Source organism: Streptomyces sp. NPDC053542, assembly GCF_044544685.1.
In the GTDB taxonomy this organism is placed as follows: Bacteria; Actinomycetota; Actinomycetes; order Streptomycetales; family Streptomycetaceae; genus Streptomyces.
On sequence record NZ_JBITXL010000007.1, the window covers coordinates 343,659 to 368,530 of the forward strand.

21 protein-coding genes are annotated in these 24,872 nt (G+C 71.9%); 9 read left to right on the forward strand and 12 right to left on the reverse strand.

Translation table 11 applies throughout. The features are described from left to right. Window positions 1–3 precede the first annotated feature (3 nt). Both ACIGXO_RS22000 and ACIGXO_RS22005 read left to right on the forward strand, forming a co-directional pair. The gene (locus ACIGXO_RS22000; RefSeq protein WP_399789296.1) at window positions 4–2,889 is read left to right on the forward strand and encodes an NHLP bacteriocin export ABC transporter permease/ATPase subunit; all 2,886 of its coding nucleotides are present in this window, start codon (window positions 4–6) and stop codon (window positions 2,887–2,889) included. 88 nt (window positions 2,890–2,977) lie between these two features. Next, on the forward strand, window positions 2,978–3,646 hold the full coding sequence (locus ACIGXO_RS22005) for a trimeric intracellular cation channel family protein (RefSeq protein ID WP_399789298.1): 669 nt from the start codon (window positions 2,978–2,980) through the stop codon (window positions 3,644–3,646). A 9-nt stretch (window positions 3,647–3,655) separates the two neighbouring features. Here ACIGXO_RS22005 and ACIGXO_RS22010 read toward each other — a convergent pair whose 3' ends face one another. After that, window positions 3,656–4,438: a hypothetical protein gene (locus tag ACIGXO_RS22010; protein WP_399789301.1), complete on the reverse strand. Its 783-nt coding sequence runs from the start codon at window positions 4,436–4,438 to the stop codon at window positions 3,656–3,658. 127 nt (window positions 4,439–4,565) lie between these two features. Between ACIGXO_RS22010 and ACIGXO_RS22015 the strand changes: the two genes are divergently transcribed. Next, on the forward strand, window positions 4,566–5,960 hold the full coding sequence (locus tag ACIGXO_RS22015) for an aspartate aminotransferase family protein (RefSeq protein WP_399789304.1): 1,395 nt from the start codon (window positions 4,566–4,568) through the stop codon (window positions 5,958–5,960). Here ACIGXO_RS22015 and ACIGXO_RS22020 read toward each other — a convergent pair. From ACIGXO_RS22020 to ACIGXO_RS22035, 4 genes are all read right to left on the reverse strand, one after another. Further along, window positions 5,955–7,760 (reverse strand): bifunctional sugar phosphate isomerase/epimerase/4-hydroxyphenylpyruvate dioxygenase family protein, encoded by a 1,806-nt coding sequence (locus ACIGXO_RS22020; RefSeq protein ID WP_399789306.1) that lies wholly within the window; start codon window positions 7,758–7,760, stop codon window positions 5,955–5,957. The two genes, ACIGXO_RS22015 and ACIGXO_RS22020, sit on opposite strands and share 6 nt — an antisense overlap. Window positions 7,761–7,770: 10 nt before the next feature. Continuing rightward, entirely contained in the window at window positions 7,771–8,640 is an 870-nt protein-coding gene (locus ACIGXO_RS22025; RefSeq protein WP_399789309.1) for a shikimate dehydrogenase, read from the reverse strand. A gap of 164 nt (window positions 8,641–8,804) precedes the next feature. Then, window positions 8,805–10,169, reverse strand: coding sequence for an MFS transporter (locus tag ACIGXO_RS22030; protein WP_399789312.1), 1,365 nt, complete (start codon window positions 10,167–10,169; stop codon window positions 8,805–8,807). Window positions 10,170–10,405: 236 nt separating this feature from the next. After that, a complete protein-coding gene (locus ACIGXO_RS22035; protein WP_399789315.1) occupies window positions 10,406–11,068 on the reverse strand; it encodes a TetR/AcrR family transcriptional regulator in 663 nt (220 codons plus the stop codon). Between the two features lie 155 nt (window positions 11,069–11,223). Between ACIGXO_RS22035 and ACIGXO_RS22040 the strand changes: the two genes are divergently transcribed. Further along, a complete protein-coding gene (locus tag ACIGXO_RS22040) occupies window positions 11,224–12,567 on the forward strand; it encodes an acyltransferase family protein (protein WP_399789318.1) in 1,344 nt (447 codons plus the stop codon). Window positions 12,568–12,613: 46 nt separating this feature from the next. Here ACIGXO_RS22040 and ACIGXO_RS22045 read toward each other — a convergent pair whose 3' ends face one another. From ACIGXO_RS22045 to ACIGXO_RS22075, 7 genes are read right to left on the reverse strand one after another with little or no spacing between them, the layout of a single operon-like run. After that, complete coding sequence (locus ACIGXO_RS22045) at window positions 12,614–13,423, reverse strand: alpha/beta fold hydrolase (protein ID WP_399789321.1); 810 nt, start codon at window positions 13,421–13,423, stop codon at window positions 12,614–12,616. Continuing rightward, the gene (locus ACIGXO_RS22050; RefSeq protein WP_399789324.1) at window positions 13,420–14,076 is read right to left on the reverse strand and encodes a CoA transferase subunit B; all 657 of its coding nucleotides are present in this window, start codon (window positions 14,074–14,076) and stop codon (window positions 13,420–13,422) included. Before ACIGXO_RS22050 ends, ACIGXO_RS22045 begins: the two co-directional genes overlap by 4 nt. Then, a complete protein-coding gene (locus ACIGXO_RS22055) occupies window positions 14,076–14,861 on the reverse strand; it encodes a CoA transferase subunit A (RefSeq protein ID WP_399789327.1) in 786 nt (261 codons plus the stop codon). Before ACIGXO_RS22055 ends, ACIGXO_RS22050 begins: the two co-directional genes overlap by 1 nt. Window positions 14,862–14,872: 11 nt before the next feature. Further along, window positions 14,873–15,154, reverse strand: coding sequence for a muconolactone Delta-isomerase (gene catC, locus ACIGXO_RS22060; protein ID WP_399789330.1), 282 nt, complete (start codon window positions 15,152–15,154; stop codon window positions 14,873–14,875). Between the two features lie 5 nt (window positions 15,155–15,159). Next, window positions 15,160–16,005, reverse strand: a complete 846-nt coding sequence (gene catA / locus ACIGXO_RS22065; protein ID WP_399789333.1) for a catechol 1,2-dioxygenase — start codon at window positions 16,003–16,005, stop codon at window positions 15,160–15,162. A gap of 36 nt (window positions 16,006–16,041) precedes the next feature. Then, on the reverse strand, window positions 16,042–17,145 hold the full coding sequence (locus ACIGXO_RS22070) for a mandelate racemase/muconate lactonizing enzyme family protein (protein ID WP_399789335.1): 1,104 nt from the start codon (window positions 17,143–17,145) through the stop codon (window positions 16,042–16,044). Next, entirely contained in the window at window positions 17,126–18,055 is a 930-nt protein-coding gene (locus tag ACIGXO_RS22075) for a LysR substrate-binding domain-containing protein (RefSeq protein ID WP_399789338.1), read from the reverse strand. The genes ACIGXO_RS22070 and ACIGXO_RS22075 overlap by 20 nt, the downstream gene beginning before the upstream one ends. A gap of 227 nt (window positions 18,056–18,282) precedes the next feature. On the opposite strand from ACIGXO_RS22075, the gene benA reads away from it, so the two are divergent. The 5 genes from benA to ACIGXO_RS22100 are packed head-to-tail and all read left to right on the forward strand — an operon-like array spanning window position 18,283 to window position 24,845. Further along, a complete protein-coding gene (gene benA, locus ACIGXO_RS22080; protein WP_399789341.1) occupies window positions 18,283–19,653 on the forward strand; it encodes a benzoate 1,2-dioxygenase large subunit in 1,371 nt (456 codons plus the stop codon). A 14-nt stretch (window positions 19,654–19,667) separates the two neighbouring features. After that, window positions 19,668–20,195, forward strand: coding sequence for a benzoate 1,2-dioxygenase small subunit (gene benB, locus ACIGXO_RS22085; protein WP_399789344.1), 528 nt, complete (start codon window positions 19,668–19,670; stop codon window positions 20,193–20,195). A gap of 33 nt (window positions 20,196–20,228) precedes the next feature. Continuing rightward, window positions 20,229–21,239 carry a benzoate 1,2-dioxygenase electron transfer component BenC gene (gene benC, locus ACIGXO_RS22090; protein ID WP_399789346.1) on the forward strand — a complete coding sequence of 337 codons (1,011 nt, stop codon included), beginning with the start codon at window positions 20,229–20,231 and terminating at the stop codon, window positions 21,237–21,239. Then, entirely contained in the window at window positions 21,236–22,027 is a 792-nt protein-coding gene (locus ACIGXO_RS22095; protein ID WP_399789349.1) for a 1,6-dihydroxycyclohexa-2,4-diene-1-carboxylate dehydrogenase, read from the forward strand. The genes benC and ACIGXO_RS22095 overlap by 4 nt, the downstream gene beginning before the upstream one ends. 52 nt (window positions 22,028–22,079) lie before the next feature. Then, window positions 22,080–24,845, forward strand: a complete 2,766-nt coding sequence (locus tag ACIGXO_RS22100) for an AAA family ATPase (protein ID WP_399789352.1) — start codon at window positions 22,080–22,082, stop codon at window positions 24,843–24,845. The last annotated feature ends 27 nt before the right edge of the window (window positions 24,846–24,872 follow it).

A 24,872-nucleotide genomic window follows, 5' to 3' on the forward strand; every position in this document is an offset into this window, starting at 1 on the left:
CAGGTGACAACCCCGCACCCCGCGGCCACCGGCACGGCCGCCGACGACACCGTGCTGCACGCCCTCGGCGGCCTCGGCACCGAAGTCGACTGCACGGGCCTGCGCAGCCTGCCGCTCGAAGGGCCGCACGTGCTGTGGCTGGTCACCGGCGGCGCGATGGACCTCTTCGCGGTCGACGCGGCCCAGCAGGGCCACTGGTACTTCCTCGGCCGGCTCGCCCCGGGCACCCTGCTCCTCGGCCCCGTCGAGGGCCCGCAGCACACCCTCGTCGCCCGGCCGCTCGCGGGCTGCGCGGTCCGCCGCATCCAGCTGCGCGAGCTGTTCCGGGCCGAGTACGGCGGCGCGGAGTACGACGCGTACGGCCGGTACGTCGGCCCGGCCTGGGAGACCGGCGAGTACGCCTACGATCCCGCGCTCAGCCCGCTGGAGGACGCCTTCGCGCGCGGCGTCGGCCGCAGCCAGCGCGTGCTCTTCGAAGCGCCGCTGGACGGCGAGTACGAGGCGGGCGAGAGCGACGGCACCGACGGGGCGGCCGACGAGAACATCCTCTGGATGCCCGTCGAGCCCGGCAGCCTCCAGTACGGCGCCCACTACAGCGCCGAGGCCGCCGCCGACCTGCTCATCGACGCCACGATGTGGCAGCGGATGGTCGACCAGCAGTTCCGGCTGCTGTCCGCGCTGGACCGCTGGATCGAGCGGCTGGAGCGCGCCCACGAGGACCGCACCGCGGCCGGCATCAAGGCCGGCGAGGCGGCCCGCTCGCAGGCCGACCAGACCCTGCTGTCCTCCATCGGCTCCACCGGCCGCGGCGGCACGCAGACCGGCGCCACCGACGACGCCACCCTCGCCGTCTGCCGGAAGGTCGCCGCCGCCGCCCGGATCACGCTGACCTCGCCCAAGGAGGGCGGCACGGCGAACGACCGGCTCAGCCCCGTCGAGCGGATCGCCGTCAGCTCCCGCATCCGCACCCGCGTCGTCAAGCTCGACGGCCGGTGGTGGCGCGAGAACAGCGGCCCGCTCATCGGCCACCGCACCGAGACCGGCGAGCCCGTGGCACTGCTGTGGCGCCGGGGCCGTTACGAAGCGGTCGCGGCCGACGACACCCGCACCCGGCTCGACCAGGAGCAGGCGGCGGCGCTCGAACCGCGCGCCGTCATGCTCTACCCGCCGCTGCCCGACCGCCCCATGGGCGCCCTGCGGCTGATCCGCTTCAGCATGCGCGGCACCCGCCTGGACCTGCGCAACCTCGCCATCGGCGGACTCATCGCCGTGCTGCTCGGCTCGCTCGTGCCGATCGCCACCGGCAAGGTGCTGGGCGAGTACGTGCCCAACGCCGAGCGCGGCCTCATCGTGCAGACGACGATCGCACTGATCGCGACGAGCCTGGTCTCCGCCGCCTTCATGCTGCTGGAGAACACCTCCATCCTGCGCATCGAAGGACGCATCGAGTCCACCCTCCAGCCGGCCATCTGGGACCGGCTGCTGCGGCTGCCCACGAAGTTCTTCAGCGAGCGCTCCACCGGCGAGCTGGCCAGCGCCGCGATGGGCATCAGCGGCATCCGCCGCATCCTGTCCGGCATCGGCTCGGTCGCCGTGCAGGCCGGCACGGTCGGCGCGATGAACCTCGTCCTGCTGCTGGTCTACAGCCCCAAGCTGGCCGTCGTCGCGATCGCCATGCTGCTCTGCATCGCCGCCGTCTTCCTGCTGCTCGGCCTGTGGCAGCTGCGCTCCCAGCGCCGCCTGATCGAGCTGACCAACAAGCTCAACAACCAGGCGTTCCAGACCCTGCGCGGGCTGCCGAAGCTGCGCGTCGCCGCCGCCGAGAGCTTCGCGTACAGCGCGTGGGCCGGGGAGTTCGCCCGCAGCCGGGAACTCCAGCAGAAGGTCGGCCGGATCAAGAACCTCACCACCGTGCTCAACGCGGTCTACCTGCCGCTGTGCACCCTCGTGATGTTCATGCTGCTCGCGGGCCCGGCCCGCGGCGTGCTCTCGGCCGCCGAGTTCCTCACCTTCAACACCGCCGTCACGATGATGCTGAGCTCGGTGACCCAGCTGACCGGCGCGTGCCTCCAGGCGTTCGCCGTGCTGCCGATGTTCGAGCAGATCAAGCCGGTCCTCGACGAGCGCCCCGAAGTACGCGGCGGCTCGACCCAGCCCGGCATCCTCGACGGCGGTATCGAGGCCCGCGGCCTCTCCTTCCGCTACTCCGACGACGGGCCGCTCGTCCTGGACGACGTGTCCTTCGAGGTGCGGCCCGGCGAGTTCGTCGCCGTCGTCGGCGCGAGCGGCTGCGGCAAGTCCACTCTGCTGCGCCTCCTCATCGGCTTCGACCGCCCGGTCTCCGGCAGCGTCCTCTACGACGGCCAGGACCTGGCGGCCCTGGACCAGGCCGCGGTGCGCCGGCAGTGCGGCGTGGTGCTGCAGAACGCCCAGCCCTTCAACGGCTCCATCCTCGACTGCATCTGCGGCGCCGAGATGTTCACGCAGGAGGAGGCGTGGGCGGCCGCGGAGATGGCGGGCCTGGCCGAGGACATCAAGCGGATGCCGATGGGCATGCACACGATGCTCTCCGACGGCGGCGGCTCGATCTCCGGCGGCCAGCGGCAGCGGCTGATGATCGCCCAGGCGCTGATCCGGCGGCCGCGCATCCTCTTCTTCGACGAGGCCACCAGCGCGCTGGACAACGAGACCCAGCGGGTGGTCACCGAGAGCACCCGCACGCTCAACGCCACCCGTGTCGTCATCGCCCACCGGCTCTCCACGATCATGGACGCCGACCGGGTGATCGTCATGTCCGACGGGCGGGTCGCCCAGCAGGGCACCCCCGCCGACCTGCTCGCCGACACCGGCGGCCTCTTCCACGAGCTGGTCCGCCGGCAGATCAGCTGACCGTCCGGCGGCCGCGTCCGGGGAGGCGTGGCCGCCCGCAGTGTGGAACGTCACGCTCCACTACGTCCTCCACACGTAAGAATGCCGTGTGCTCCAGCAACTGTTCACGCCCACCGTCCAGCACACGCTCGAACTCATCGGGATCTTCGTCTTCGCGATCTCCGGTGCGCTGCTTGCCGTACGCAAAAACTTCGACATCTTCGGCATCGCCGTGCTCGCCGAGGTCACCGCGCTCGGCGGCGGGCTGTTCCGCGACCTGATCATCGGTGCCGTGCCGCCGGCCGCCTTCACCGACCTCGGGTACTTCCTCACCCCGCTGGTCGCGGCCGTCCTCGTCTTCTTCCTGCACCCGCAGGTCCAGCGGATCCAGGCCGGGGTCAACGTCTTCGACGCGGCCGGCCTCGGCCTCTTCTGCGTGGCCGGCACCACCAAGGCGTACGAGTACGGGCTCGGCCTCACCGCCTCCGCCACCCTCGGCATGGCCACGGCCGTCGGCGGCGGCGTGCTGCGCGACATCATCGCCAATGAGGTCCCCTCACTGGTGCGCTGGGACCGCGACCTCTATGCCGTGCCGGCCATCGTCGGCTCCGCCATCGTCGTCCTGTGCATCCGCTTCGAGTCCCTCAACCCCGGCACCAGCGCGGCGGCCGCGGTCGTCGCCTTCGCCGTCCGACTGCTCGCCCTGCGCTATCACTGGCGCGCGCCCCGCGCCTGGAACCGCCGCTCCTCGGCGGTGGAGGTACCGGAGGAGGGGTGAGCCCCGCGGTCAGGCAGCCGGGTCCGGCTCCGTGAAGGAGTGCCAGAGGGCCGTGAGGGTGGCGCCGAGCAGCTCGGGCAGCGGGGCGCGCGGCGCCGGATCGTCCGGCGGGGGAGTGCCGGGGTCGACCCGGGCGCGCAGGCAGAAGCCCTCCAGGACGGCGAGGAGGGAGACGACGAAGTCGGCGACGGTGCGGCCGGGGGCCGGCCGGCGTCCCTCGCGGGCCAGCAGGCGTTCCAGCGCGGTCGCGTAGCCGAGGCCCAGCTGGCGGTAGCCGCCCTGGGCGGCCTCGCGGACCTTGGGGTGTTCGCCCAGTACGTAGAAGGTCAGATAGACGTAGGTGAGCGGGTTGGCGCGGGCGCGTTCGAGGTAGCCGGCGGCGACCGTGGTGAGGATGGCCTCGACCGGCGCCGTGGTGTCCGCCAGCGCCAGCAGTTCGGCCACCGCGTCCCGGTCCTCCGGATACGCGTCCGGGCCGAGCAGGTGGAACATCAGCTCCGCCTGGTAGTCGGCCTGGGTGGGCCAAAGGGGATAGATCGCGCCGGTGGTGATCGGCTGCGCGCGCCCGACGCCCGGCTGCCGGTCCGCGGCGATCTCGGTGGCGAGCCGGGCGACCTCGGTGAGCCTGATGTGCGCCAGCGGCCCGGCGAGCGCCTGGTCGGAGGTGTCGGCGGCGTGCCGGCGCACCAGCTCGACGCCCGCCTCCAGCATCAGGGCCCGGGTCTCCGCGGGTGAACGGCGGGTGCGCCGCGTCTTCTTGCTGGTTCCCGGCATCGCGGTCTTTCCCGGCATTGTGCTGCTGCCCCCTCTGTCGGCCCCATTGTCTTCGTAGGCGCCATTGTCTCCGTAGAAGACCTACCGTAACTTTTCTACGAAACCTGGTCGTGGAACGCCCCATGAGCGTAGGGAGACCAGCACGATGACGCAGCCGTTGGACGAAACCCGCGCACGCGCCCTGGACGAACTGATCGCCGAGCAGGAGAAGATCCTCACCGACCGCACCGCCGGCTCCGCCCGGCTGCGCGCCGAGGCACGGGAGTCGCTCGCCGGCGGGGTCGCCTCCGCCTGGCAGGACTCGCCGCCCGTCGCCGTCTGGATCGAGGACGGGCACGGCGCGCACGTCCGCGACGTGGACGGCACCGACTACGTCGACCTGCACGGCGGCTTCGGCGTCGGCCTCGCGGGCCACGCCCACCCGGCGATCGTCGCGGCGGTCACCGAACGCGTGCGGCACGGCACCCACTTCGCCCAGCCCACCCGCGACCTGATCCCGGTCACCCGGCTGCTCGCCGAACGGTTCGGACTGCCCCAGTGGCGGTTCACCAACTCCGGTACGGAAGCCACGATGGACGCCGTCCATCTGATGCGGGCCGCGACCGGGCGCAAGAAGATCCTCAAGGTCGAGGGCAGCTACCACGGCCACCACGACTCGGTACAGGTGTCCGGTTACGCCCGCGTCGCCGAGGACATCGGCCCCGACGACCGGCCGCGCTCCGTACCGTACGGCCCTGCCTACCCCACCGAGATCACCGACCTCACGCTCGTCGTGCCGTTCGGCGACCTCGGCGCGGTCGAACGGGTGCTGGCCGAGCACCCCGGAGAGATCGCCGGCATGATCATCGAGCCGGTCATGATGAACATCGGCCTGATCGTCCCGCCGCCCGGCTACCACGCCGAGCTGAAGGCGCTGCTGCACCGGCACGGCGCCCACCTCGCCTACGACGAGGTCAAGACGGGCTTCGCGATCGCCCCCGGCGGCGCCACCGAACTCTTCGGCACCACCCCGGACATCGTGTGCCTCGCCAAGGCCATGGGCGGCGGCATCCCGTGCGGCGCCGTCGGCGCCACCCGCGAGCTGATGGACCGCATCGCCGACCACACCTACGAACAGGTCGGCACCTTCAACGGCAACCCCATGATGCTCGCCGCGACCCGCGCGATGCTCACCGAGGTACTGACCGAGGACGCCTACCGCGGCTTCGACGCCCTCCGGTCGCGGATGACCGGGGGCGTCGAGGCCGCGCTGCGCCGGTACGGCCTGCCGGGATACGTGGCCGCGCACGGCGCCAAGGGCTCGGTGATCTTCACCGAACGGCTGCGCGACTTCCGGGACTTCCTCGCCTACGACGACCGCTGGGGCCATCTGCACTGGCTGTACCAGCACAACGGCGGCGTCTTCCTGCCGCCCTGGGGCAAGACCGAACAGTGGACGCTCTCCGTGCAGCACACCGCCGAGGACGCCGAGCGCTTCGTCCTCAACTTCGAACGGTTCGCGGCCGCCGTGCACACCGCACTGGAGACCGCTCCCTCATGACCGGCGGCTGCCCGCGTCGGCCGTGTGCTGCGCCGCCAGCCGTACGGTGGCGTTGGCCGCGCCGTATCCCTGATAGCCGCCGCGCCGCTCCACGAGCTCGAAGAAGACCCGGCCGACGGTGACGGTGTAGCAGTGCAGGAACTCCCCGCCGTCCGCGTCCCGTTCGTAGAGGATGCCCAGCGCGCGGAAGGCGTCCAGGGTCTCGGGGTCGAGGCCGTACCGCGCGTCGAGGTCGTCGTAATAGTTGTCGGGGATGGGCAGCAGGCCCGCGCCCGCCTCGCGCACCCGGCGCGCGGTGGCGAGCAGGTCGTCGGTGGCCAGCGCGATGTGCTGCGGCCGGACCTCCTGCTCGCCCGGGACGGGAGCCACGTTCAGCGCGATCCGCAGGCTGCCGGTGGCGTTGGCGACGGCACGGCTGCGGAAGAGGCCGTACGGGTCGGCGAGGTCCAGGCTCTCGTTGGGCTGCAGGCCCAGCACGCTCGCGTAGAAGAGGGCCGCCTCGTCGAAGTGGTGCCAGGGCTGGGCCAGCGCGACATGGTCGATACGGGTGATCCCCGCCGTGCCACGTTGCGGCGCCGGCGCGCCGAAGTCCGCCGTCCAGCTCGGATGGTCCTCCCGGTCCGTACGGCAGAAGAACAGCTCGGTGTCGTCCGGCGCGGCCACCGCGTCCAGCGGTACATCACCGGGCGCCCGGCGGCGGGGCACGACCGGTGCCCGCAGCGACTCGGCGCGGCGCACCGCGGCGGCCGGCTCCGGGCTCTCCAGCCCGAGCGCGACCAGCCCCGGACCCTCGCGGCGCGCACCGCTCACGGTGTTGAGCAGTACCCGCGCCTCGTTCTGCTGCCACAGCTCCACCGGCTTGCCGCCGGTGTGCCGGCCCGCGCGCACGAAGCCGAGCGAGCCGAGCAGGGAGCGCAGCGGCTCGGTGTCGGCGGCGGCGAGCTCGGCGAAGGCGAAGCCGTCCGGGACGACCGGCGCGGGCAGGCTGCTGAGCCCGGCGGCCTCCTCCAGGGCGATCAGCGAGCGCATCGCGTCGACCGCGGTGCGCCCGGCGTCCGCCTGCCGGAAGACATCGTTGAAGATCTCCAGCGAGAGCGGCCCGGAGTAGCCGGCGCGCAGTACGTGGCCGAGCAGCCCGGCGAGGTCGAAGCCGCCCTGGCCGGGGAAGCAGCGGTAGTGCCGGCTCCACTGCAGGACGTCCATCGCGAGCTTCGGCGCGTCGGCCAGCTGGAGGAAGAAGATCTTCTCGCCGGGGATGTCCTCGATGCCCTTGGGGTCCGAGCCGCGCGAGAGGATGTGGAAGCTGTCCAGGCAGGTGCCGAGCGCCGGATGGTCGGCCTGCTCGACGATGCGCCAGGCGTGGTCGTAGGTGTTGACGTGCCGGCCCCAGGCCAGCGCCTCGTAGGCGAGGCGGATGCCGTGTCCGGCCGCGCGCTCGGCGAGGGCGCGCAGCTGCCGGGCCGCCAGCGCGTCGTCGTCGACGGCGTCCGGCGAGACGCTGGAGCACACCAGCATCAGATCGGCGCCGAGCCGCTCCATGACGGCGAACTTCCGCTCCGCGCGCCGCATGTTGCGCGCGAAGACCTCCTCCGGGACCGCCTCGAAGTCGCGGAACGGCTGGTAGAGGTCGATGGACAGGCCGAGGTCGGCGGCGCGCAGCCGGATCTCCTCGGGGCTGAGCGGACTGGCCAGCAGGTCGTTCTCGAAGATCTCGACGCCGTCGAACCCGGCCGCTGCGACGGCGCTGAGCTTCTCGGAGAGCGAGCCGCTCAGCGACACCGTGGCGATGGACTTGCGCATCAGGACCTCCTCAGACCGCGGCCGCGCCGACCAGGTCGGCGAGGTCGGCGAGCATCTCTTCGGCGTGCGGCTCCTGGCCGGTGAAGAGCCGGAACGCGTCGGCGGCCTGGAAGACGGCCATGCCGCCGCCGTCCAGCGTCCGACAGCCCAACTCCCTTGCTGTACGGATGAGTTCGGTCTCCAGCGGGCGGTAGACCACCTCGGCGACCCACAGGTCGGGACGGAGCAGTCCGGCCGGGAGCGGGAGGCCGGGGTGGGCCGCCATGCCGGTGGGCGTGGCGTGCACCAGGCCGTCGGCGCCGGGCAGTACGGCGGCCAGCGCGTCCGGGCCGGCGGTGGTGGCGCGGCCGGCGCCGAAGCGGGCGGTCAGCGCGTCGGCGAGCGCACCGGCCCGTACCGCGTCGGTGTCGACGAGGACGAGCCGGTCGGTGCCGAGCGAGAGCATGGCGTGCGCGACGGCGGAGCCCGCGCCGCCCGCGCCGATCTGGACGACCTCGCGGGTCGCGGCGCCGGGCAGGCCGCGCGCGAAGGACTGGGTGAAGCCGGTGACGTCGGTGTTGTGACCGACCGTGCGGCCGCCCCGGAAGACGACGGTGTTGACCGCGCCCAGCTCGGCGGCGCCGGACGAGAGCTCGTCGAGGTGCTCGATCACCAGCTGCTTGCAGGGGTGCGTGATGTTGAGTCCATCGAAGCCGAGCGTACGCGCGGCGCGGATCAGCTCGCCGACGGACTCGGCCGGTACGCCCAGCGTGTCCAGGTCGAGCCTCCGGTAGAGCAGCCGCAGGCCGTGCCGGTCGGCCTCCCGCTCGTGCAGGGCCGGGCTCAGCGAGGGGCCGATGCCGGAACCGATGAGGCCGGTGAGATACGAGGGCGTGGACAACGCGACTCCCTGGTGGTGCGCTATGAACGTACTTCTATGAACGTACTAGATAGTTAATTATGGCGGCGGAGGACCGCGGGGGAAAGGGGGCCCGCGGCCCTCCGGTACCGGCAGTGGTGCGGCTCTCCGGTCCGGCGCCGGTCAGGCGGAAACCGTGCGGGCGCTCAGGCGGAGGCCGTGCGGGCCAGGCTGCCGCTGTCCTCGGGCACGACCGGCTTCTCGCCGAGCAGCGCGGTCGGCACGCGGTGCGTCTCCCGGCCGGTCAGCACGGCGAGCGAGCAGATCACGCAGGTCGCGGCAGTGAAAGTCGCGACGCCGACCCAGTTGTCGCCGCCGGGCCCCGCGATCCGCTCGGCAAGGCTCACCGCGAAGCCCGCGACGGCGAAGCCGATCTGGGTGCCGATGGCCATGCCGGAGAGGCGGACCCGGGTCGGGAACATCTCGCCGTAGAAGGAGGGCCAGATGCCGTTGGCGGCGCTGTAGACCACGCCGAAGAAGGCGATGCCGGTGACGAAGACCAGCGGGTAGCTGCCGGTCGAGACGGCCCACAGGTACACGAAGATCATGACGGCCGAGCCGAGCGAGCCGATCAGGAAGACCGGCCTGCGGCCGATGCGGTCCGACAGCTTGGCCCACAGCGGGATCGCGAGCAGCGCGACCGCGTTGGAGAGCACGCCGACCCAGAGCATCGCGGACTTGTCCAGGCCGACCGCGTCGCCGGTCGCGTACGCCAGTGCCCAGACCGAGAAGATCGTGCTGACGGTGGCGATCAGGGCGGCCGCGATCACCCGCAGCACGTCGGCCCAGTGGTGGCGGAGCAGGTCCGCGAGCGGCAGCTTGGCCACCGCGTCCTCGGCCGCGGCCCGCTCGAAGACCGGGGTCTCCGAGAGCTTGCGCCGGATGAGGTATCCCGCGACCGTAACGGCCACGCTGACCAGGAACGGGAGCCGCCAGCCCCAGGTGTAGAGCTGCTCCTCGGGGAGCGCGGCGACGGGGATGAAGACCAGGGTCGCGATGATCTGGCCCGCTTGGGTGCCGTTGAGCGCGAAGCTCGTGTAGTACCCGCGGCGGTCCTCGGGCGCGTGCTCCAATGTCATCGAATTGGCGCTGGCCTGCTCGCCGGCGGCGGAGAGGCCCTGAAGGACGCGCATCAGCACCAGCAGCACCGGCGCGGCCGTGCCGACCTGCGCGTAGGTAGGCAGGCAGCCGATCAGGAAGGTCGACAGGCCCATCAGCATCAGGGTGAAGACCATGATCTTGCGGCGGCCGAGCCGGTCGCCGAAGTGACCGAGGAAGAGGGCGCCGATCGGGCGGGCCGCGTAGGCGACACCGAAGGTGGCGAGCGAGATCAGCGTCGCGGTCGCCGGGTCGGACGGGTCGAAGAAGACCTTGGGGAAGACCAGGGCGGCGGCGCTGCCGTAGATGAAGAAGTCGTAGTACTCCAGCGCGCTGCCGATCCAGGCGGCGACGGCGGCCTTGCGGGGCCGGGCGGGGGGCGGGGCCCCGGCCTCGGACGAGAGAGCGGACATGCCTGCTCCACGGGGGACGGCCACCCGCGTCTTCGACGGGTGGCGGCGGGCTGCGGGTTAACTCACTAGGTAGTTAATTGCAGCGATCCTCAATCCCTCGCAGGTCACTGTCAAGACATCTGGAGGAAACAATTTCCGCACGTGGCGGTGGGTGAGGGAGCCGTCACCCGGTCGGCCGCGGGCGGTCAACCGGTGGACCGGGAGCGGCCCCCTGGTCGGCCGCGAGTGGTCGCCCGTCAGCCGGAGTGGTCGCCCGTCAGATAGCCGAGCACCATGTCGCCGAGCATCGTGCGGTAGTGCTCCCGGCGGTCCGCCGCCGTCAGGTCGCGCGCGAAGAGCGCGCCGAAGGTGTGCCGGTTGGCGACCCGGAAGAAGCAGAACGAGCTGATCATCGCGTGCAGGTCCACCGCGTCCACGTCCGCCGTGAACACGCCCTGCGCGCGGCCCTCGTCCAGGATCCGCCCGATCACCTCGATCGCGGGCGAGTTGAGCCGGCCGATCGTCTCCGACGCGGTGATGTGCTCCGCCTCGTGGATGTTCTCGATGCTCACCAGGCGGATGAAGTCCGGGTGCGCCTCGTGGTGATCGAAGGTCAGCTCGGCCAGCCGCCGGATGGCCGCCGCGGGATCCAGGTGCCCGACGTCCAGCTGCTGTTCCTGCTGCCGGATACCCGCGTACGCGTGCTCCAGCACGGCCGTGAACAGCTGCTCCTTGCTGCCGAAGTAGTAGTAGATCATCCGCTTCGTGGTGTGGATGCGGGCCGCGATCTCGTCCACCCGCGCGCCCGTGTACCCCTGCCGCGCGAACTCCTCCGTCGCGACCTTGAGGATCTCCGCCCGCGTCCGCGCCGCGTCGCGCTGCCGGCCTGTGGTACGGGCCGGCGGGTGAACGGCGGTCATACGGCTGGCTCCTCGCGATGGTCCACTGGTCGGCCCAGTCTAGGCAGACCCGCCGGGCGCGTGGCGAGGGCCCCGGAGCGGCGCCCGTGCCCCGTACGGCTGATGCGGCGTCAGCTCGACGTGCACCGGACACGGACGGTGCGTACGGTGTGACGATGAGTGATGTGGCATGGCTGCAGTCCTCCCAGGCGTACCGCCCGGCACACGTGCCCGACCTGCCGGGCGCGGGACCGGACCCGGACCGGCGGCTGGCGTGGCTCGACGCGCTGCGCGGCCTCGGGGCGCTGATGGTCGCGCTGCACCACGCGGGGCCGCGCTATCTGCCCGAGCTGTCCGCCACCGTACTGCGGTACGTCAACCCAGGTACGTACGGCGTCCTCGTCTTCTTCCTGGTCAGCGGCTACATCATCCCCGCCTCCCTGGAACGGCGCGGCTCGCTGCGCCGCTTCTGGGTCGGCCGGATCTGCCGCCTCTACCCACTGCTGTGCGTCGCGCTCGCGGCCACCGCGCTGCTCGTCCTGTGGGGACCGGGCCGGCTCCGGGAGGGGCTGGGGGAGCGCGACCCGCTGAGCGTCCTGCTCGCGCACGGCACGATGCTGCAGGACCTGCTCGGGGTGCCCAGCGCGATCAATGTGCTGTGGACCCTCTCGTACGAGATGGTGTTCTACTTCCTGGTCACGGCGCTCTTCGCACTGCGGCTGCACCGGCGCTCCGCGCCGACGGCCCTGGGCCTGGCCGCGCTCGCCGTCGCGGCAGGCGGGGCGCTGCCCGTCGCAGCGCTGACGCGGGGGCTGGGCGGCACCACGGTGATCGCGGCGACCGCGCTCGGGGCGGCCGTCGCGCTGTGCGCCGTGGCCTCGGGGCGGGCGCCGTGGAACCGCGCCGGTGCGCTGCTCGGGGGCGCGCTGGCGAGCGTTCTGCTCCTCTTCAACGGCCGCATCCCGCCCTGGCAGGGACTCGCGCTGCTCTCCCTGATGTTCACCGGGACCGTGCTGTACCGGATGGAGCGCGGGCAGCTCGGCAGGGCCGCCGGGGTGACCGTGGCGGTCACCGTGCTCGCGGCCTGCGTCCTCTCCGCCGCGCTGCACATCGGCTCCCGCCCGGACGCCGTCACCGGCGGCGGCGACCCGGAGTCCGCGGTGCGGATCTGGGCGGTCACGGCCGGGCTCGCGCTGCTCACCTTCGGCGCGGCGATGGCCCTGCGGCGGCACCGCGTACCGCGCTGGCTCGCCTTCTGCGGCGTCATCAGTTACTCGCTCTACCTCCTGCACCCGCTCGTCCTGGAGGTGTGCGACCTGGCCGTGCCGTGGCAGCAGCACGACACGCCGCTGCTGATGGCCGCCTACCTCGCGCTGCTGCTGCCGCTGGCCATGCTCGCGCACCGGCTGGTCGAACTGCCGGGCCAGCGCGTGGGACGGGTGCTCGCGGGACCGCTGGGCGGCCTTCCGCTGCCCCGCGGCGGCGAGCAGCGCGGGGCGCGGCCGGCCGCGCTCGGGTGACGCACCGTCATGACCCCGCAAGACGCCACGCCCAGGTGATGCCCCGTCAGTGCCCGCGGGTCGCCGCGTCCAGGTGCACGCGCAGCGCCGCGTTCACCGCGTCGGGCCGTTCGATCCCTGCCAGATGGGCGGCGCCCGCGACCTCGACGAGGGCCGCGCCGGGCACCCCGTCGGCGATCTCCCGGGCGTGCGCGGGCGGCGTCGCCGGGTCCTGGCGCCCGGCGACGACGAGCGTGCGCGCGGACACCGACCACAGCTCGGACCGTACGTCGTAGCCGGCCAGCGCGTCGCAGCAGGCGGCGTACCCGGCCCGGTCCGCGGCGGCGAGATCACCCAGCAGGGCGCTGCCGCGCGGACCCGCGGCGGTACCCGGATCGGCGAACCAGCGCCCCGGCGTGGGCTGCAGCACCGCCCCCGTACCGCGGGAGCGCACTGAAGCGGCGCGCTCCCGCCAGCCCGCCGGATCGCCGAAGCGGGCCGAGGAGCAGACCATCGCGAGCGAGGCGAGCCGGTCGGGATGATGCACCGCCAGGTACGCGCCGATCGCGCCGCCGAGCGAGATCCCGGCGTAGTGGAAGGTGCGCCAGCCGTGGTGCTCGGCCACGTCCAGCACGAGCCGGGCCAGGTGGCCGACGGTCGTGCCGCCGGGCGTGGGATCGGGCAGCACGCTCACCGGCGAACCGCCGTGCCCCGGCAGGTCGAAGCGGAGCACCCGGTGAGTGCGGGCGAGCTCGGCGAGCTGCGGCTCCCACACGGCGAGCGAGGTGCCCAGGGACGGGCCGAGGACGAGCGGCGGCGCGTCCTCGGGGCCGTCCAGCACATGATGGGCCAGCACATGAGGGGGCAGCGCCGTCACGAGCCCTCCTGAGCGTGCGTCGCGGGCAGCCGTACGGACGCGTCCGTACGCGCGACGATCTCCTCCGGCGTGACACCCGGCGCGGTCTCCACCAGTACGAGACCGTCCCCGGTGACGTCCAGGACGCCGAGGTCGGTGATGATCCGGTGGACGCAAGCCCGGCCGGTCAGCGGCAATGAGCACCGCTCCACGATCTTCGGGCTGCCGTCCTTGGCGGTGTGGTCCATGACCACGACCACCCGGCGGGCGCCGTGCACGAGGTCCATCGCGCCGCCCATGCCCTTGACCATCTTCCCCGGGATCATCCAGTTCGCCAGGTCACCGCGGGCCGAGACCTGCATGGCGCCGAGGATCGCGGTGTCGATGTGCCCGCCGCGGATCATCCCGAAGGAGAGCGCGGAGTCGAAGAACGCGGCGCCGGGGAGGACCGTGACGGTCTCCTTGCCCGCGTTGATCAGGTCCGGGTCGACCTCGTCCTCGGCCGGGTACGGGCCGACGCCGAGCAGCCCGTTCTCGGACTGCAGGACGACGTCCACGCCCTCGGGCAGATAGCTGGGCACCAGCGTGGGCAGCCCGATGCCGAGGTTCACGTAGTCGCCGTCGCGCAGCTCGCCCGCGGCCCGCGCGGCCATCTCTTCCCTGGTCCAGCCCATCAGGCGCGCACCGTCCCTTCGCCCTTCGGCGGCGCGGCGACCGTCCGCCGCTCCACCTTCTTGTCCGCCGCCTGAGCGGGCGTCAGCTCGACCACCCGCTGGACGAACACGCCCGGCAGATGCACCTCGTCCGGGTCCAGTACGCCCGGCTCGACCAGCTCCTCCACCTCCGCGACGGTGACCTTGCCGGCCATCGCCGCGAGCGGGTTGAAGTTGCGGGCTGCTTTGTTGAAGAAGAGGTTGCCGTGCCGGTCGCCCTTCGCGGCCCGGACGAGCGCGAAGTCGGTGGTGATCCCGCGCTCCATCACGTACGGCACGCCGTCGAACTCGCGTACCTCCTTGGGCGGCGACGCCTTCGCCACGCCACCGTCCGGCGCGTACCGCAGCGGCATCCCGCCGTCCGCGACGTCCGTGCCCACCCCGGCCGGGGTGAAGAACGCCGGGATGCCGCAGCCGCCGGCCCGCAGCCGCTCGGCGAGCGTGCCCTGCGGGGTGAGCTCCAGCTCCAGTTCCCCGGCGAGGTACTGGCGGGCGAACTCCTTGTTGTTGCCGACGTAGGAGCCGGTCACCCGGTCGATCCGGCCGGCGGCGAGCAGGATGCCCAGGCCGCCGCCGTCCACACCGCAGTTGTTGGAGACCACGCCCAGCCCGCCGGCACCCGTCTCGTACAGCGCCTGGATCAGCACGTCCGGGACGCCGCTGAGCCCGAAACCGCCGACGGCGAGCGAGGCGCCGTCCCGTACGTCCGCCACCGCTTCGGCGGCGGTGGCCACGACCTTGTCCATGAACCGCTCCGTCAGGCGTTGATGTCGGAGGGGTGCACGGCCAGCGGCGTCACCTCGAGGGACATGTACGGGAAGAGCGGCAGGCCCCAGAGGATCTCGTGCAGCTCGTCGTTGGACTCCACGTCGAAGACGCTGAGGTTGGAGTACTGACCGACGCACCGCCAGATGTGCCGCCACTTGCCGGACTTCTGGAGCTCCTGGGAGTACGCCTTCTCGCGGGCGATCGTGTCGGCCCGGACGCCGGGATCCAGGTCCGCGGGGATCGCGACGTCCATCTTCACTGCGAACAGCATGCGGTTCAGCTCCGGTCCATGACGAAGTTGTACGTGACCTCGTTGCCCGTGCCGCTCGCGGCGGGCTTCGGGTCGAGGATCAGCTCGGGCTTCACGGCCGAGGCGATGTCGTCCTCGACGTGGCTGCCGCCCTGGAAGTAGAGCTGGGTGGTGATCAGCTGGTGGCCGGGCGCGGACACCTTCAGGTGCAGGTGGGCGGGGCGCCAGGCGTGCCACCCGGCGGCGGCGATCAGCTTGCCGCAGGAGCCGTCGGTGGGGATCTGGTAGGGCGCGGGCTGGATCGTGTGGATCTTGAAGTTGCCCTGGTCGTCGGCGATGACGGTGCCGCGCAGGTTCCACTCCGGCAGACCCGGCGCGTACTGCGAGTACAGGCCGTCGTCGTCGGCGTGCCACATCTCCACGTGCGCGCCGGCCAGCGGCTTGCCCTCGACGTCGGTGACCTGCCCCTGGAAGAGCAGCGGGGTGCCCGCCTCGTTCTCGCGCATCGGCAGGGTCGCCTCCGCCTCGTACTTGGGCGAGTCGGGGACGTAGTAGGGGCCCTCGATGGTGCCCTTGCTGCCCTCGCGGTTCTCGTTGGCGACCTCCTCGACGACGTGCTCGATCCATACGTCGAGGAAGAGCGGCCACTCGCCGTCCTGGCCGACGCCGATCAGCCACGCCTTCAGCGCGTCGTACTCCTCGTAGCTGACCTTGTGGCGGCGGATGACGTCGTGGACCGCCGAGATGACCTCGGTGGCGAGGGTGTTGACGCGTTCCTTGCTGCTGGCCGCGGTGGCCCGCTGCTTCTGCCGGAACGCCTCGGTCGCCGAGGCGCCGGACGCGGCGGCGGTGGCCTGAGTGGTGTCGGTCATGGCTCTGCTCCTCTTGTCGTGCGGATGAGTTGTCGTTCAGGTGTCCTGGCGGTACCGGGCCAGCTTTTCCGGGTCCAGCTCGATGCCGAGCCCGGCGCTCTCGCGGACGCGCAGCGTGCCGTCCTCGATCCGCAGCGGCTCGGCGAGCAGGTCGTCGCTCATGTCGAGGAAGTTGGACAGTTCCCCCGCCCGACGGGACGTCAGTTCGTACGCCGATCCGAAGACCGCCGTGCACAACGTGCCGATCTGACCGTCGATCTGATTGCCCATCACGGCCTCGACGCCCAGCCCCTCGCAGAGGTGGTGCACGCGCTGGGAGTACGTGAAGCCGGTACGGGCGGTCTTGATGCTGATGGCCGTCGCGGAGCCGCCGAGCAGCTCGCGGGTCACCTCGCCGGGGCGGGTGGCGCTCTCGTCCGCGACGAACGGGATGTCGGTGTGCGAGACCAGCCAGCGGCGGCCCAGCACGTCGTCGGCCGGGCACAGCTCCTCGGCGAGGGTGAGGTCCAGGCCGTCCATGGCGCGCAGCGCACGGGCCGACTCCGACGCGGTCCAGCCGCGGTTCCCGTCGATGTACAGCTCGGCCTCGTCGCCCAGCCCCTCGCGCAGCGCCCGGCACGCCTCGACGTCCAGCATGAACGGGCGGCGGCCCACCTTCACCTTGAAGGTGGTGATGCCGTACGTGTCACGGACCCGCTGCGCCTCGGCGACCATCTGCTCCGGCGGCGCGAAACCCACCATGTGCGAGACCCGCAGCCGGTCGGTGAAGCCGCCGAGCAGCTCGGTGACGGGCAGGCCGACCGACTGGCCGATGATGTCCCAAAGTGCCATGTCCACCGCGGACTTGGCGGCCGGATTGGCCACCGTACGGTTCAGCCGGGCGTGCACCGCCTCGCGGGCGGTGGGCGCCAGCCCCAGGATCTGCGGTGCGAAGACCTTCTCGATCACCGCGACGATGGACTCCTGGGTCTCGCCGTAGGTGAAGGGGCGGGGCGGTGCCTCGGCGGTGCCGGTCAGCCCGTCGTCGGTGTGGATCCGTACGAGGACGTGCTCGGCGGCGTGCACCTCGCCGCTCGCGAAGCGGAGCGGTTTGGCGTACGGAATGGCGAACGGTATCGCCTCAACTGCGGTGATTTTCACGTGAGTCCTCAGCATGTCGTGCCGCGACGAAGACGTCGTGCGACTCCAGGACGCCGATCAGCGTCTCCAGCAGGGGAGAGGCGTCGTTCTCACGCCAGGCGAGGGCGAGTCCGACGGTCTCCGCGTCCCGGACGGGCTTGAAGACGACGCCGTCGCGGGAGACCGAGCGGACGGAGTCGGGGAGCAGGGCGATTCCCAGGCCGGCGGCGACGAGCGCCAGCGCGGTCGAGGTCTCGGTGACATCGTGTGCGCAGTGCGGGTAGTAGCCCGCCGCGAGGCAGCTCCTGGTGACCGCGTCATTGACGACGGAGCGGGAGCCGGCCGCGTACATGATGAAGTTCTCGTGGCGCAGCTGGGCGACCTCGGCGCTCTCCGCGTCGCTCAGCCAGTGGTCCTCGGGGACCGCCAGCACCAGCGGCTCCCGGGCGACCTCCCGGCAGACGATGCCCTCCTGGCGGACCGGCGGCCGGAGCATGCCCACGTCGAGACGGTTCTCGGTGAGGGCCAGCTCCTGCGCGGGGGTCAGCAGCTCGGTGTGGATCTCCAGCGCCACCCCCGGCATCTCCTCCTTGACCAGCCGGGCGATCTCGGGGAGCTGCCGGTAGCAGGCGGTCCCGGTCAGGCCCAGTCGCAGGATGCCCTCCGCGCCCTTCGCGAAGCGCCGCACGCGGGCGGTCGCCTCGTCGACGGACTGCAGGATGCGCACCGCGTCGGTACGGAAGACCTCGCCGGCCCCGGTCAGGGCCACCTGGCGGGTGGTCCGGGTGAAGAGCTCGACCCCGAGATCCGCCTCCAGCTGCCGGATCGCCTGGGACAGCGGGGGCTGTGCCATGTGCAGGTTCTCCGCGGCCCGGCCGAAGTGACGGGTCTCGGCGACGGCGACGAAATAGCGCAGGTGGCGCAGTTCCATGAATGCCTCCTTGGCTTCCCGGCCGCCGGATGCGGCTCATCGTAGGCAGCCGTTCTCAGACGAGAGAAATACTCTTTTCCCGCCGATTGATATGCAAGGGATATGGATGAGGCCCTGGGTGAACCCTAGGGAAATGCCCGGGGTGGCGGCGTAACCGCCCTGTCATGGTGCTGAAAAGCGGACGTGAGCCCCAGGACGGGGGCCGCGCACGCAGGTTTGGAGGGACCATGACGCAGACGTCGGCCGGTACCCGGGCGATCCTGGACGACGCCCTGGTGGAGGACGAGGAGAACGGCATCCACCGGGCGCGCCGGAAGATCTTCACGGACGAGGAGATCTTCGAGCTGGAGATGAAGCACATCTTCGAGGGCAACTGGGTGTACCTCGCCCACGAGACGCAGATCCCCGAGGTCGGCGACTACTTCACCACGTACATCGGCCGCCAGCCCGTGGTCATCTCGCGGAGCAAGGACGGCGAGCTCAACGCGCTGATCAACGCCTGCAGCCACCGCGGCGCGATGCTCTGCCGCCGCAAGACGGACAACCGCACCACCTTCACCTGTCCGTTCCACGGCTGGACCTTCAACAACTCCGGCAAGCTGCTGAAGGTCAAGGACGGCCGCGGCGCCGGCTACCCGGAGCAGTTCAACAAGGACGGCTCGCACGACCTGACCAAGGTCGCCCGCTTCGAGAACTACCGCGGCTTCCTCTTCGGCAGCCTCAACCCGGACGTGCTGCCGCTCACCGAGCACCTCGGCGAGGCCACCAAGATCATCGACATGATCGTGGACCAGTCCCCGGAGGGCCTGGAGGTGCTGCGCGGCTCCTCCACCTACACCTACGACGGCAACTGGAAGGTGCAGGCGGAGAACGGCGCCGACGGCTACCACGTCTCCGCCACCCACTGGAACTACGCGGCCACCACGGCCCGCCGTTCCTCCGGCGAGTCCGCCAACGACACCAAGAACATGGACGCCGGCAGCTGGGCCCGCCAGAAGGGCGGCTACTACTCCTTCGAACACGGCCACCTGCTGCTGTGGACCCGCTGGGAGGACCCGTCCAACCGCTCGCTGAACGAGCGCCGGGACGAGCTGGTCGCGGAGTTCGGCGAGGACAAGGCCAACTGGATGATCGAGTACTCGCGCAATCTGTGCCTGTACCCGAACGTCTACCTGATGGACCAGTTCAGCTCCCAGATCCGGCACTTCCGCCCGGTCTCCGTGGACAGGACCGAGGTCACCATCTACTGCATCGCCCCCAAGGGCGAGAGCGCCGAGGCCCGCGCCAACCGCATCCGCCAGTACGAGGACTTCTTCAACGCCACCGGCATGGCCACCCCGGACGACCTGGAGGAGTTCCGCTCCTGCCAGAAGACCTACCTGGCCGAGGCCGCGCCCTGGAACGACCTCAGCCGCGGCGTCGCCCACAAGATCGAGGGCCCGGACGAGGACGCCAAGAAGCTCGGCATCCACCCCATCGCCAGTGGCGCGCGCACCGAGGACGAGACCCTCTACCCGATCCAGCACGGCTACTGGCTGGACACCATGCGCCGCGCGGTGGCGGCGGAGGACGCGACGGCCCCGCAGCAGGACCGGTAAGGACGGAGCGAGCCATGACCACCACCACTGATGTCACCACTGATGTCACCCCGGACGTCCCGCTCGAGGACATCCGCCAGTTCCTCTACCGCGAAGCCCGCTACCTCGACGACCGCGAGTTCGAGAAGTGGCTGGAGTGCTACCACCCGGACGTCGAATTCTGGATGCCGGCCTGGGCGGACGACGACGAGCTGACCCGCGACCCGCAGACCGAGATCTCACTGATCTACTACGCCAACCGCGGCGGCCTGGAGGACCGGGTCTTCCGCATCCGCACGGACCGCTCCAGCGCCACCAGCCTCCCCGAGCCGCGCACCGGCCATCACCTCGCCAACGTGGAGGTCGTCGAGCGCCGCGGTGCCGAGATCGACATCCGCTTCAACTGGCACACGCTGTACTACCGCTACCAGAACATCGACCCGTACTTCGGGACGTCGTTCTACACCATCGACTTCTCGGGCGACACCCCACTGATCAAGAAGAAGAAGGTCGTTCTGAAGAACGACTGCATTCATCACGTGGTCGACATCTACCACATCTGATCGCAACACCCTTCCCCCCGAAGCGAGTTCACCATGAGCAGTTATCAGGTCGCCCTGGCCTTCGAAGACGGCATCACGCGGTTCGTCACCTGCGGACCGGACGAAACCGTCGCCGACGCCTCGTACAAGGCACGCATCAACATCCCCCTCGACTGCCGCGACGGCGCCTGCGGCACCTGCAAGTCGCTCTGTGAGAGCGGCAGTTACGACGGCGGCGACTACATCGAGGAGGCGCTGACCGGCGAGGAGGCCGCGCAGGGGTACGCGCTGCCCTGCCAGATGACCCCGCGGAGCGACCTGGTGCTCCGCATCCCCACCACGTCGGACGCCGCGAAGACGGCGGCCGCCAATCACAAGGCCACCCTCGTCGGGCTGGAGCGCCTGTCCGAGACGACCGTCGCCTTCACGCTCGAACTCGATGACCGCGACGCGCTGGCCTTCCTTCCCGGCCAGTACGTCAACGTCGCCGTGCCGGGCACCGACGTCACCCGGTCGTACTCGTTCAGCAACGGACCCGCCGAGGGCCTGGTCTCCTTCCTCGTCCGCCTCACCGAGGACGGCGCGATGTCCAGCTATCTGCGCGACCGTGCCGAGATCGGCGACCGGATCGACTTCACCGGCCCGATGGGCAGCTTCTACTTGCGTGAACTCACCCGGCCCGCCCTGCTGCTGGCGGGCGGCACCGGGCTCGCCCCGCTGCTTTCGATGCTGGAGAAGCTGACCACACAGCCGCCCGGCCATCCCGTCCACCTGGTCTACGGCGTCTCGTCCGAGCGCGACCTGGTCCGCCTGGAGACCCTCGCCGATTACGCGGCAGTGATCCCCGGCTTCACCTACGACACGTGCGTCAAGGAGTACGTGACCGAGCGGCTGGAGCCGAAGCACCTCCACGACGGTGACGTGGACGTGTACGTATGCGGGCCGCCGCCCATGGTCGAAGGCGTACGCGACCACTTCCGGCGACTGGGCGTCACACCCGCCCACTTCCACAACGAGAAGTTCGCTCCCACCGGAGCCGGTGACCTCATCGGCGCCGCCCGATGACGCACTTCCCCGGCCGGTTCGCCGGCAAGAAGGCCGTGGTCACCGGCGCGGCCCAGGGCATCGGCGAGTGCGTGGCGCGCCGGCTGGCCGCCGAGGGCGCCGAGGTCGCGCTCGTGGACCGCGCGGAGCTCGTGCACGAGGTGGCCGCGGAGCTGGCCAAGGACGGCGCCACCGCGTACGGGATCACCGCCGACCTGGAGCAGTACACGGGCGCCGAAGCGGCCGTCACCGAGGCGCACCGAGCGCTCGGCGGCCGGATCGACATCCTGGTCAACAACGTCGGCGGCACCATCTGGGCCAAGCCCTACGAGCACTACACGCCCGACCAGATCCGGGCCGAGGTGCGGCGCTCGCTCTTCCCGACGCTGTGGACCTGCCACGCGGTGCTCCCGCACCTGATCGCGCAGCGCTCCGGCACCATCGTGAACGTCTCCTCGGTGGCCACCCGCGGCGTCAACCGCGTCCCGTACGCCGCGGCCAAGGGCGGCGTCAACGGCATCACCTCCGCGCTGGCCCTGGAGGCGGCCCCGTACGGCATCCGCGTCGTCGCCACCGCGCCCGGCGGCACCGACGCACCGCCCCGCCGGGTCGCCCGCGGCCCCGCGGCGGCCGACGCGCAAGAGCGTGCCTGGTACCAGCAGATCGTCGACCAGACGGTGGAGTCCTCGCTGCTCAAGCGGTACGGAACGCTGGAGGAGCAGGCCGCCGCGATCTGTTTCCTGGCCTCCGACGAGGCGTCCTACATCACCGCGTCCGTGCTGCCCGTGGCCGGTGGCGACCAGGGATGAGGGCGGCGCACGGCCGCTGAAGGGCGGTGTGCGGCCGCTAAGGTGAAAACCGATGGACGATCACGACGGTGTGAGCCCCCTCCCGGACGGCGCCCGCGAGACGGTCCAGCGGGGCCCCGCGGGCCGGCAGGCCGAGCTGGCCGAGCTGGACCGCCTGCTGGCCGCAGCGCGCGCCGGAAACCCCTCGATGATCCTGGTCGAGGGGGCGTCCGGCATGGGCAAGACCGCGCTCGTCGATCATTTCTTGCATGAGCACAGCTTGGCGGCCCAGGAGTCGGTACGGGTTCACCGCGCGAACGGCGTCCGCTGGGAGAACGGCCTGCACCTCGGCGTCGCCGAGCAGCTCGCCAAGGCCGCGGGCGCCACGCTCGCCCCGGAACTCGACCCGGTGGCCGCCGGCCGCCGCCTGCACGAGATCTGGAACGAGCGGCGCGGCCAGGAGACCGTGGTCGTCGTCATCGACGACGCGCACTGGGCCGACGCCGCCTCGCTGCGCGCCGTCGCCTCCGCCGTCCGCCGGATGTCCACCGAGCAGGTCCTGGTCGTCCTGCTCGCCGCCGACGACCGGCTGGGCCAGCTCCCCGTCGACGTACTGGACTTCCTCGCCGCCTACCGGGACAGCGCGCTGCGCCTCGGCCCGCTCACCCCCGAGGACGTGCAGAGCCTCGCCTGGAGCGCCGCCCGGATCGACCTCTCGCTCGCCGCCGCGCGCATCCTGTGCCGCCACACCCGCGGCAACCCCCTGCACATCACCGACCTGCTGCAGGAAGTACCGCCCGGCATCTGGCGGGACTGGCAGCCGGCCCTGCCCGCACCCAGGCGGTACGCCTCCGCCGTACAGCGCCGACTCGACGGCTGCGGCGCCCAGGCCCGTACGCTCATCGAGGCGTGCTCGGCGCTGGGGGAGTCCGTGCCGTTCGCGGAGGCCGCCGAGCTGTCCGGCGTCGCGGACCCGCTCGCCGCCGTCGACGAGGCATGCGCCGCCGGACTGCTGACCCGCACCGACGGCCCCGGACTCACCCTCCTCACCTTCCCGCACCCCCTCGTACGGGCCGCCGTGCACGGCGCGCTCGGCCTCGTCGAACGCGGCGACCTGCACCGGCGCGCCGCCGAGACCGTCGAGGACCACGGCCGCTGCCTGATGCACCGGGTCGCCGCCACCCCCGCCGCCGACGCCGAGCTCGCCGACGACCTGGACCGCTTCGCCGCCGACCGGGCCGCCGAGGGCGCCTGGTCCCAGGCGGCCGGCGCGCTGGTCGCCGCCAGCCGGCTCAGCCCGGCCCGCGCCACCCGCCGGGACCGGCTGCTGCGCGCCGTGGACGCGCTGGTCGGAGCGGGCGACCGGCCGCAGGCCGAGACGTTCGCCGCCGAGCTGGAGAGCTTCCCGCCCAGCGCCCTGCGCGACTCCGTACTCGGCTACCTGGCGATCACCCGCGGCCGCCCCGAAGAGGCCGAGGTGTATCTGACGCACGCCTGGGAACGCTGCGACCCGGCCCGCCGCCCCGAGCTCGCCGCCGCCATCTGCCAGCGCCGCGTCCTGCACTCGCTCGGCCGCGCAGACGCCGCCGAGCTCGTCCACTGGGCCCGCAAGGCCGTCGACCTGGTCGGCCCGATGGAGCCCTCCGCCGTCGAGTCCGAGGCCATCCTCGGCCTCGGCCTCGCCGCCATGGGCCGCCCCGAGGAGGCCGCACACGCCTACGACGACGTCCTCGCACGGATCTCCAGCGGCGCCCAGTCCCAGCGCGTACAGATGGGCCGCGGCTGGATGGACCTGGCCCTGGACGACCCGGAGGCCGCCCGGCGCGAGCTGGAGGGCGCCGTGCCGACCGGCATCCGCGGCGGCTCGCTGCGCATCTCCCTGTGGGCACAGGCATGGCTCGCCCGCACCCAGTTCGCGCTCGGCGCCTGGTCCGACGCGCTGCGCACCGCCGACCGGGCCGCCGCCCAGGTCTCCGAGGCCCGCATGGAACTGCTGCGCCCGCTCGTGCACTGGACCGGCGCCCAGATCCACGCACTGCGCGGCGACTGGCCCACCGCCTACCACCACGCCCGGCAGGCCACGGCCGACATGCAGCACTACGAGACCATGGTGGTGCCCGCCTGCCTGGCCCGCGCCCAGGTCGTCGAGGCCCGCGGCCAGTACGAACGGGTCACCGCCGCGCTGGAGCCCGTCCTGCGGCTGCGGCAGCGCGCGGGCATCGACGAGCCGGGCTTCTGGCCCTGGCAGGACGTCTACGCCAACGCGCTGGTGATGACCAACCGGGTGCCCGAGGCCGATGCCTTCCTGCGGCCCTTCGAGGAGCTCGCCGCCGACCGCGGCCACCGCTCCACCAGGGCCAGGCTCGGCTACGTACGCGGCCGGATCGCCGGCACCGAGGGCGACCTGGACGCGGCGCGCGCCCACTTCGAAGGCGCGCTGGCCCACCTGGAGCACCTGCCGCTGCCGTACGACCGGGCCAGGGTGAGCTACGCGTACGGGCAGACGCTGCGCCGCGCGGGCAAGCGCAAGGAGGCGGACGCGCTGCTGCAGAACGCCCGGGACGCGTACGTACTGCTGGGCGCGCGCACGTATGTCGAGCGCTGCGAGCGGGAGCTCCAGGCCGGCGGGCTGAAGCGGGGCGGCGCGGAGGACTTCTCCCGGCTCACCGCGCAGGAGCGGGCGGTGGCCCGGCTGGTCGCGAGCGGGAAGAGCAATGGGCAGGTCGCGTCGGAGCTGTTCCTGTCGGTGAAGACCGTGCAGTACCACCTCACGCATGTGTACGCGAAGGTCGGGGTGCGGTCGCGGGGGGAGCTGGCGGCGGTGTTCCGCGACACCTGACTCGTAGGTCTCCGTCCTATCTATTCG

Excerpts from the sequence above, each read along its gene's own strand:
- ACIGXO_RS22095 (WP_399789349.1), top strand. The coding sequence starts at position 21,236 with ATGACGCACTTCCCCGGCCGGTTCGCCGGCAAGAAGGCCGTGGTCACC.
- catC (WP_399789330.1), bottom strand. The coding sequence starts at position 15,154 with ATGCTGTTCGCAGTGAAGATGGACGTCGCGATCCCCGCGGACCTGGAT.
- ACIGXO_RS22030 (WP_399789312.1), bottom strand. The coding sequence starts at position 10,169 with ATGTCCGCTCTCTCGTCCGAGGCCGGGGCCCCGCCCCCCGCCCGGCCC.
- ACIGXO_RS22050 (WP_399789324.1), bottom strand. The coding sequence starts at position 14,076 with ATGGGCTGGACCAGGGAAGAGATGGCCGCGCGGGCCGCGGGCGAGCTG.
- ACIGXO_RS22010 (WP_399789301.1), bottom strand. The coding sequence starts at position 4,438 with ATGCCGGGAAAGACCGCGATGCCGGGAACCAGCAAGAAGACGCGGCGC.
- ACIGXO_RS22100 (WP_399789352.1), top strand. The coding sequence starts at position 22,080 with ATGGACGATCACGACGGTGTGAGCCCCCTCCCGGACGGCGCCCGCGAG.
- ACIGXO_RS22035 (WP_399789315.1), bottom strand. The coding sequence starts at position 11,068 with ATGACCGCCGTTCACCCGCCGGCCCGTACCACAGGCCGGCAGCGCGAC.
- benB (WP_399789344.1), top strand. The coding sequence starts at position 19,668 with ATGACCACCACCACTGATGTCACCACTGATGTCACCCCGGACGTCCCG.
- ACIGXO_RS22015 (WP_399789304.1), top strand. The coding sequence starts at position 4,566 with ATGACGCAGCCGTTGGACGAAACCCGCGCACGCGCCCTGGACGAACTG.
- ACIGXO_RS22040 (WP_399789318.1), top strand. The coding sequence starts at position 11,224 with ATGAGTGATGTGGCATGGCTGCAGTCCTCCCAGGCGTACCGCCCGGCA.
- catA (WP_399789333.1), bottom strand. The coding sequence starts at position 16,005 with ATGACCGACACCACTCAGGCCACCGCCGCCGCGTCCGGCGCCTCGGCG.
- ACIGXO_RS22055 (WP_399789327.1), bottom strand. The coding sequence starts at position 14,861 with ATGGACAAGGTCGTGGCCACCGCCGCCGAAGCGGTGGCGGACGTACGG.
- ACIGXO_RS22075 (WP_399789338.1), bottom strand. The coding sequence starts at position 18,055 with ATGGAACTGCGCCACCTGCGCTATTTCGTCGCCGTCGCCGAGACCCGT.
- ACIGXO_RS22020 (WP_399789306.1), bottom strand. The coding sequence starts at position 7,760 with ATGCGCAAGTCCATCGCCACGGTGTCGCTGAGCGGCTCGCTCTCCGAG.
- benC (WP_399789346.1), top strand. The coding sequence starts at position 20,229 with ATGAGCAGTTATCAGGTCGCCCTGGCCTTCGAAGACGGCATCACGCGG.
- benA (WP_399789341.1), top strand. The coding sequence starts at position 18,283 with ATGACGCAGACGTCGGCCGGTACCCGGGCGATCCTGGACGACGCCCTG.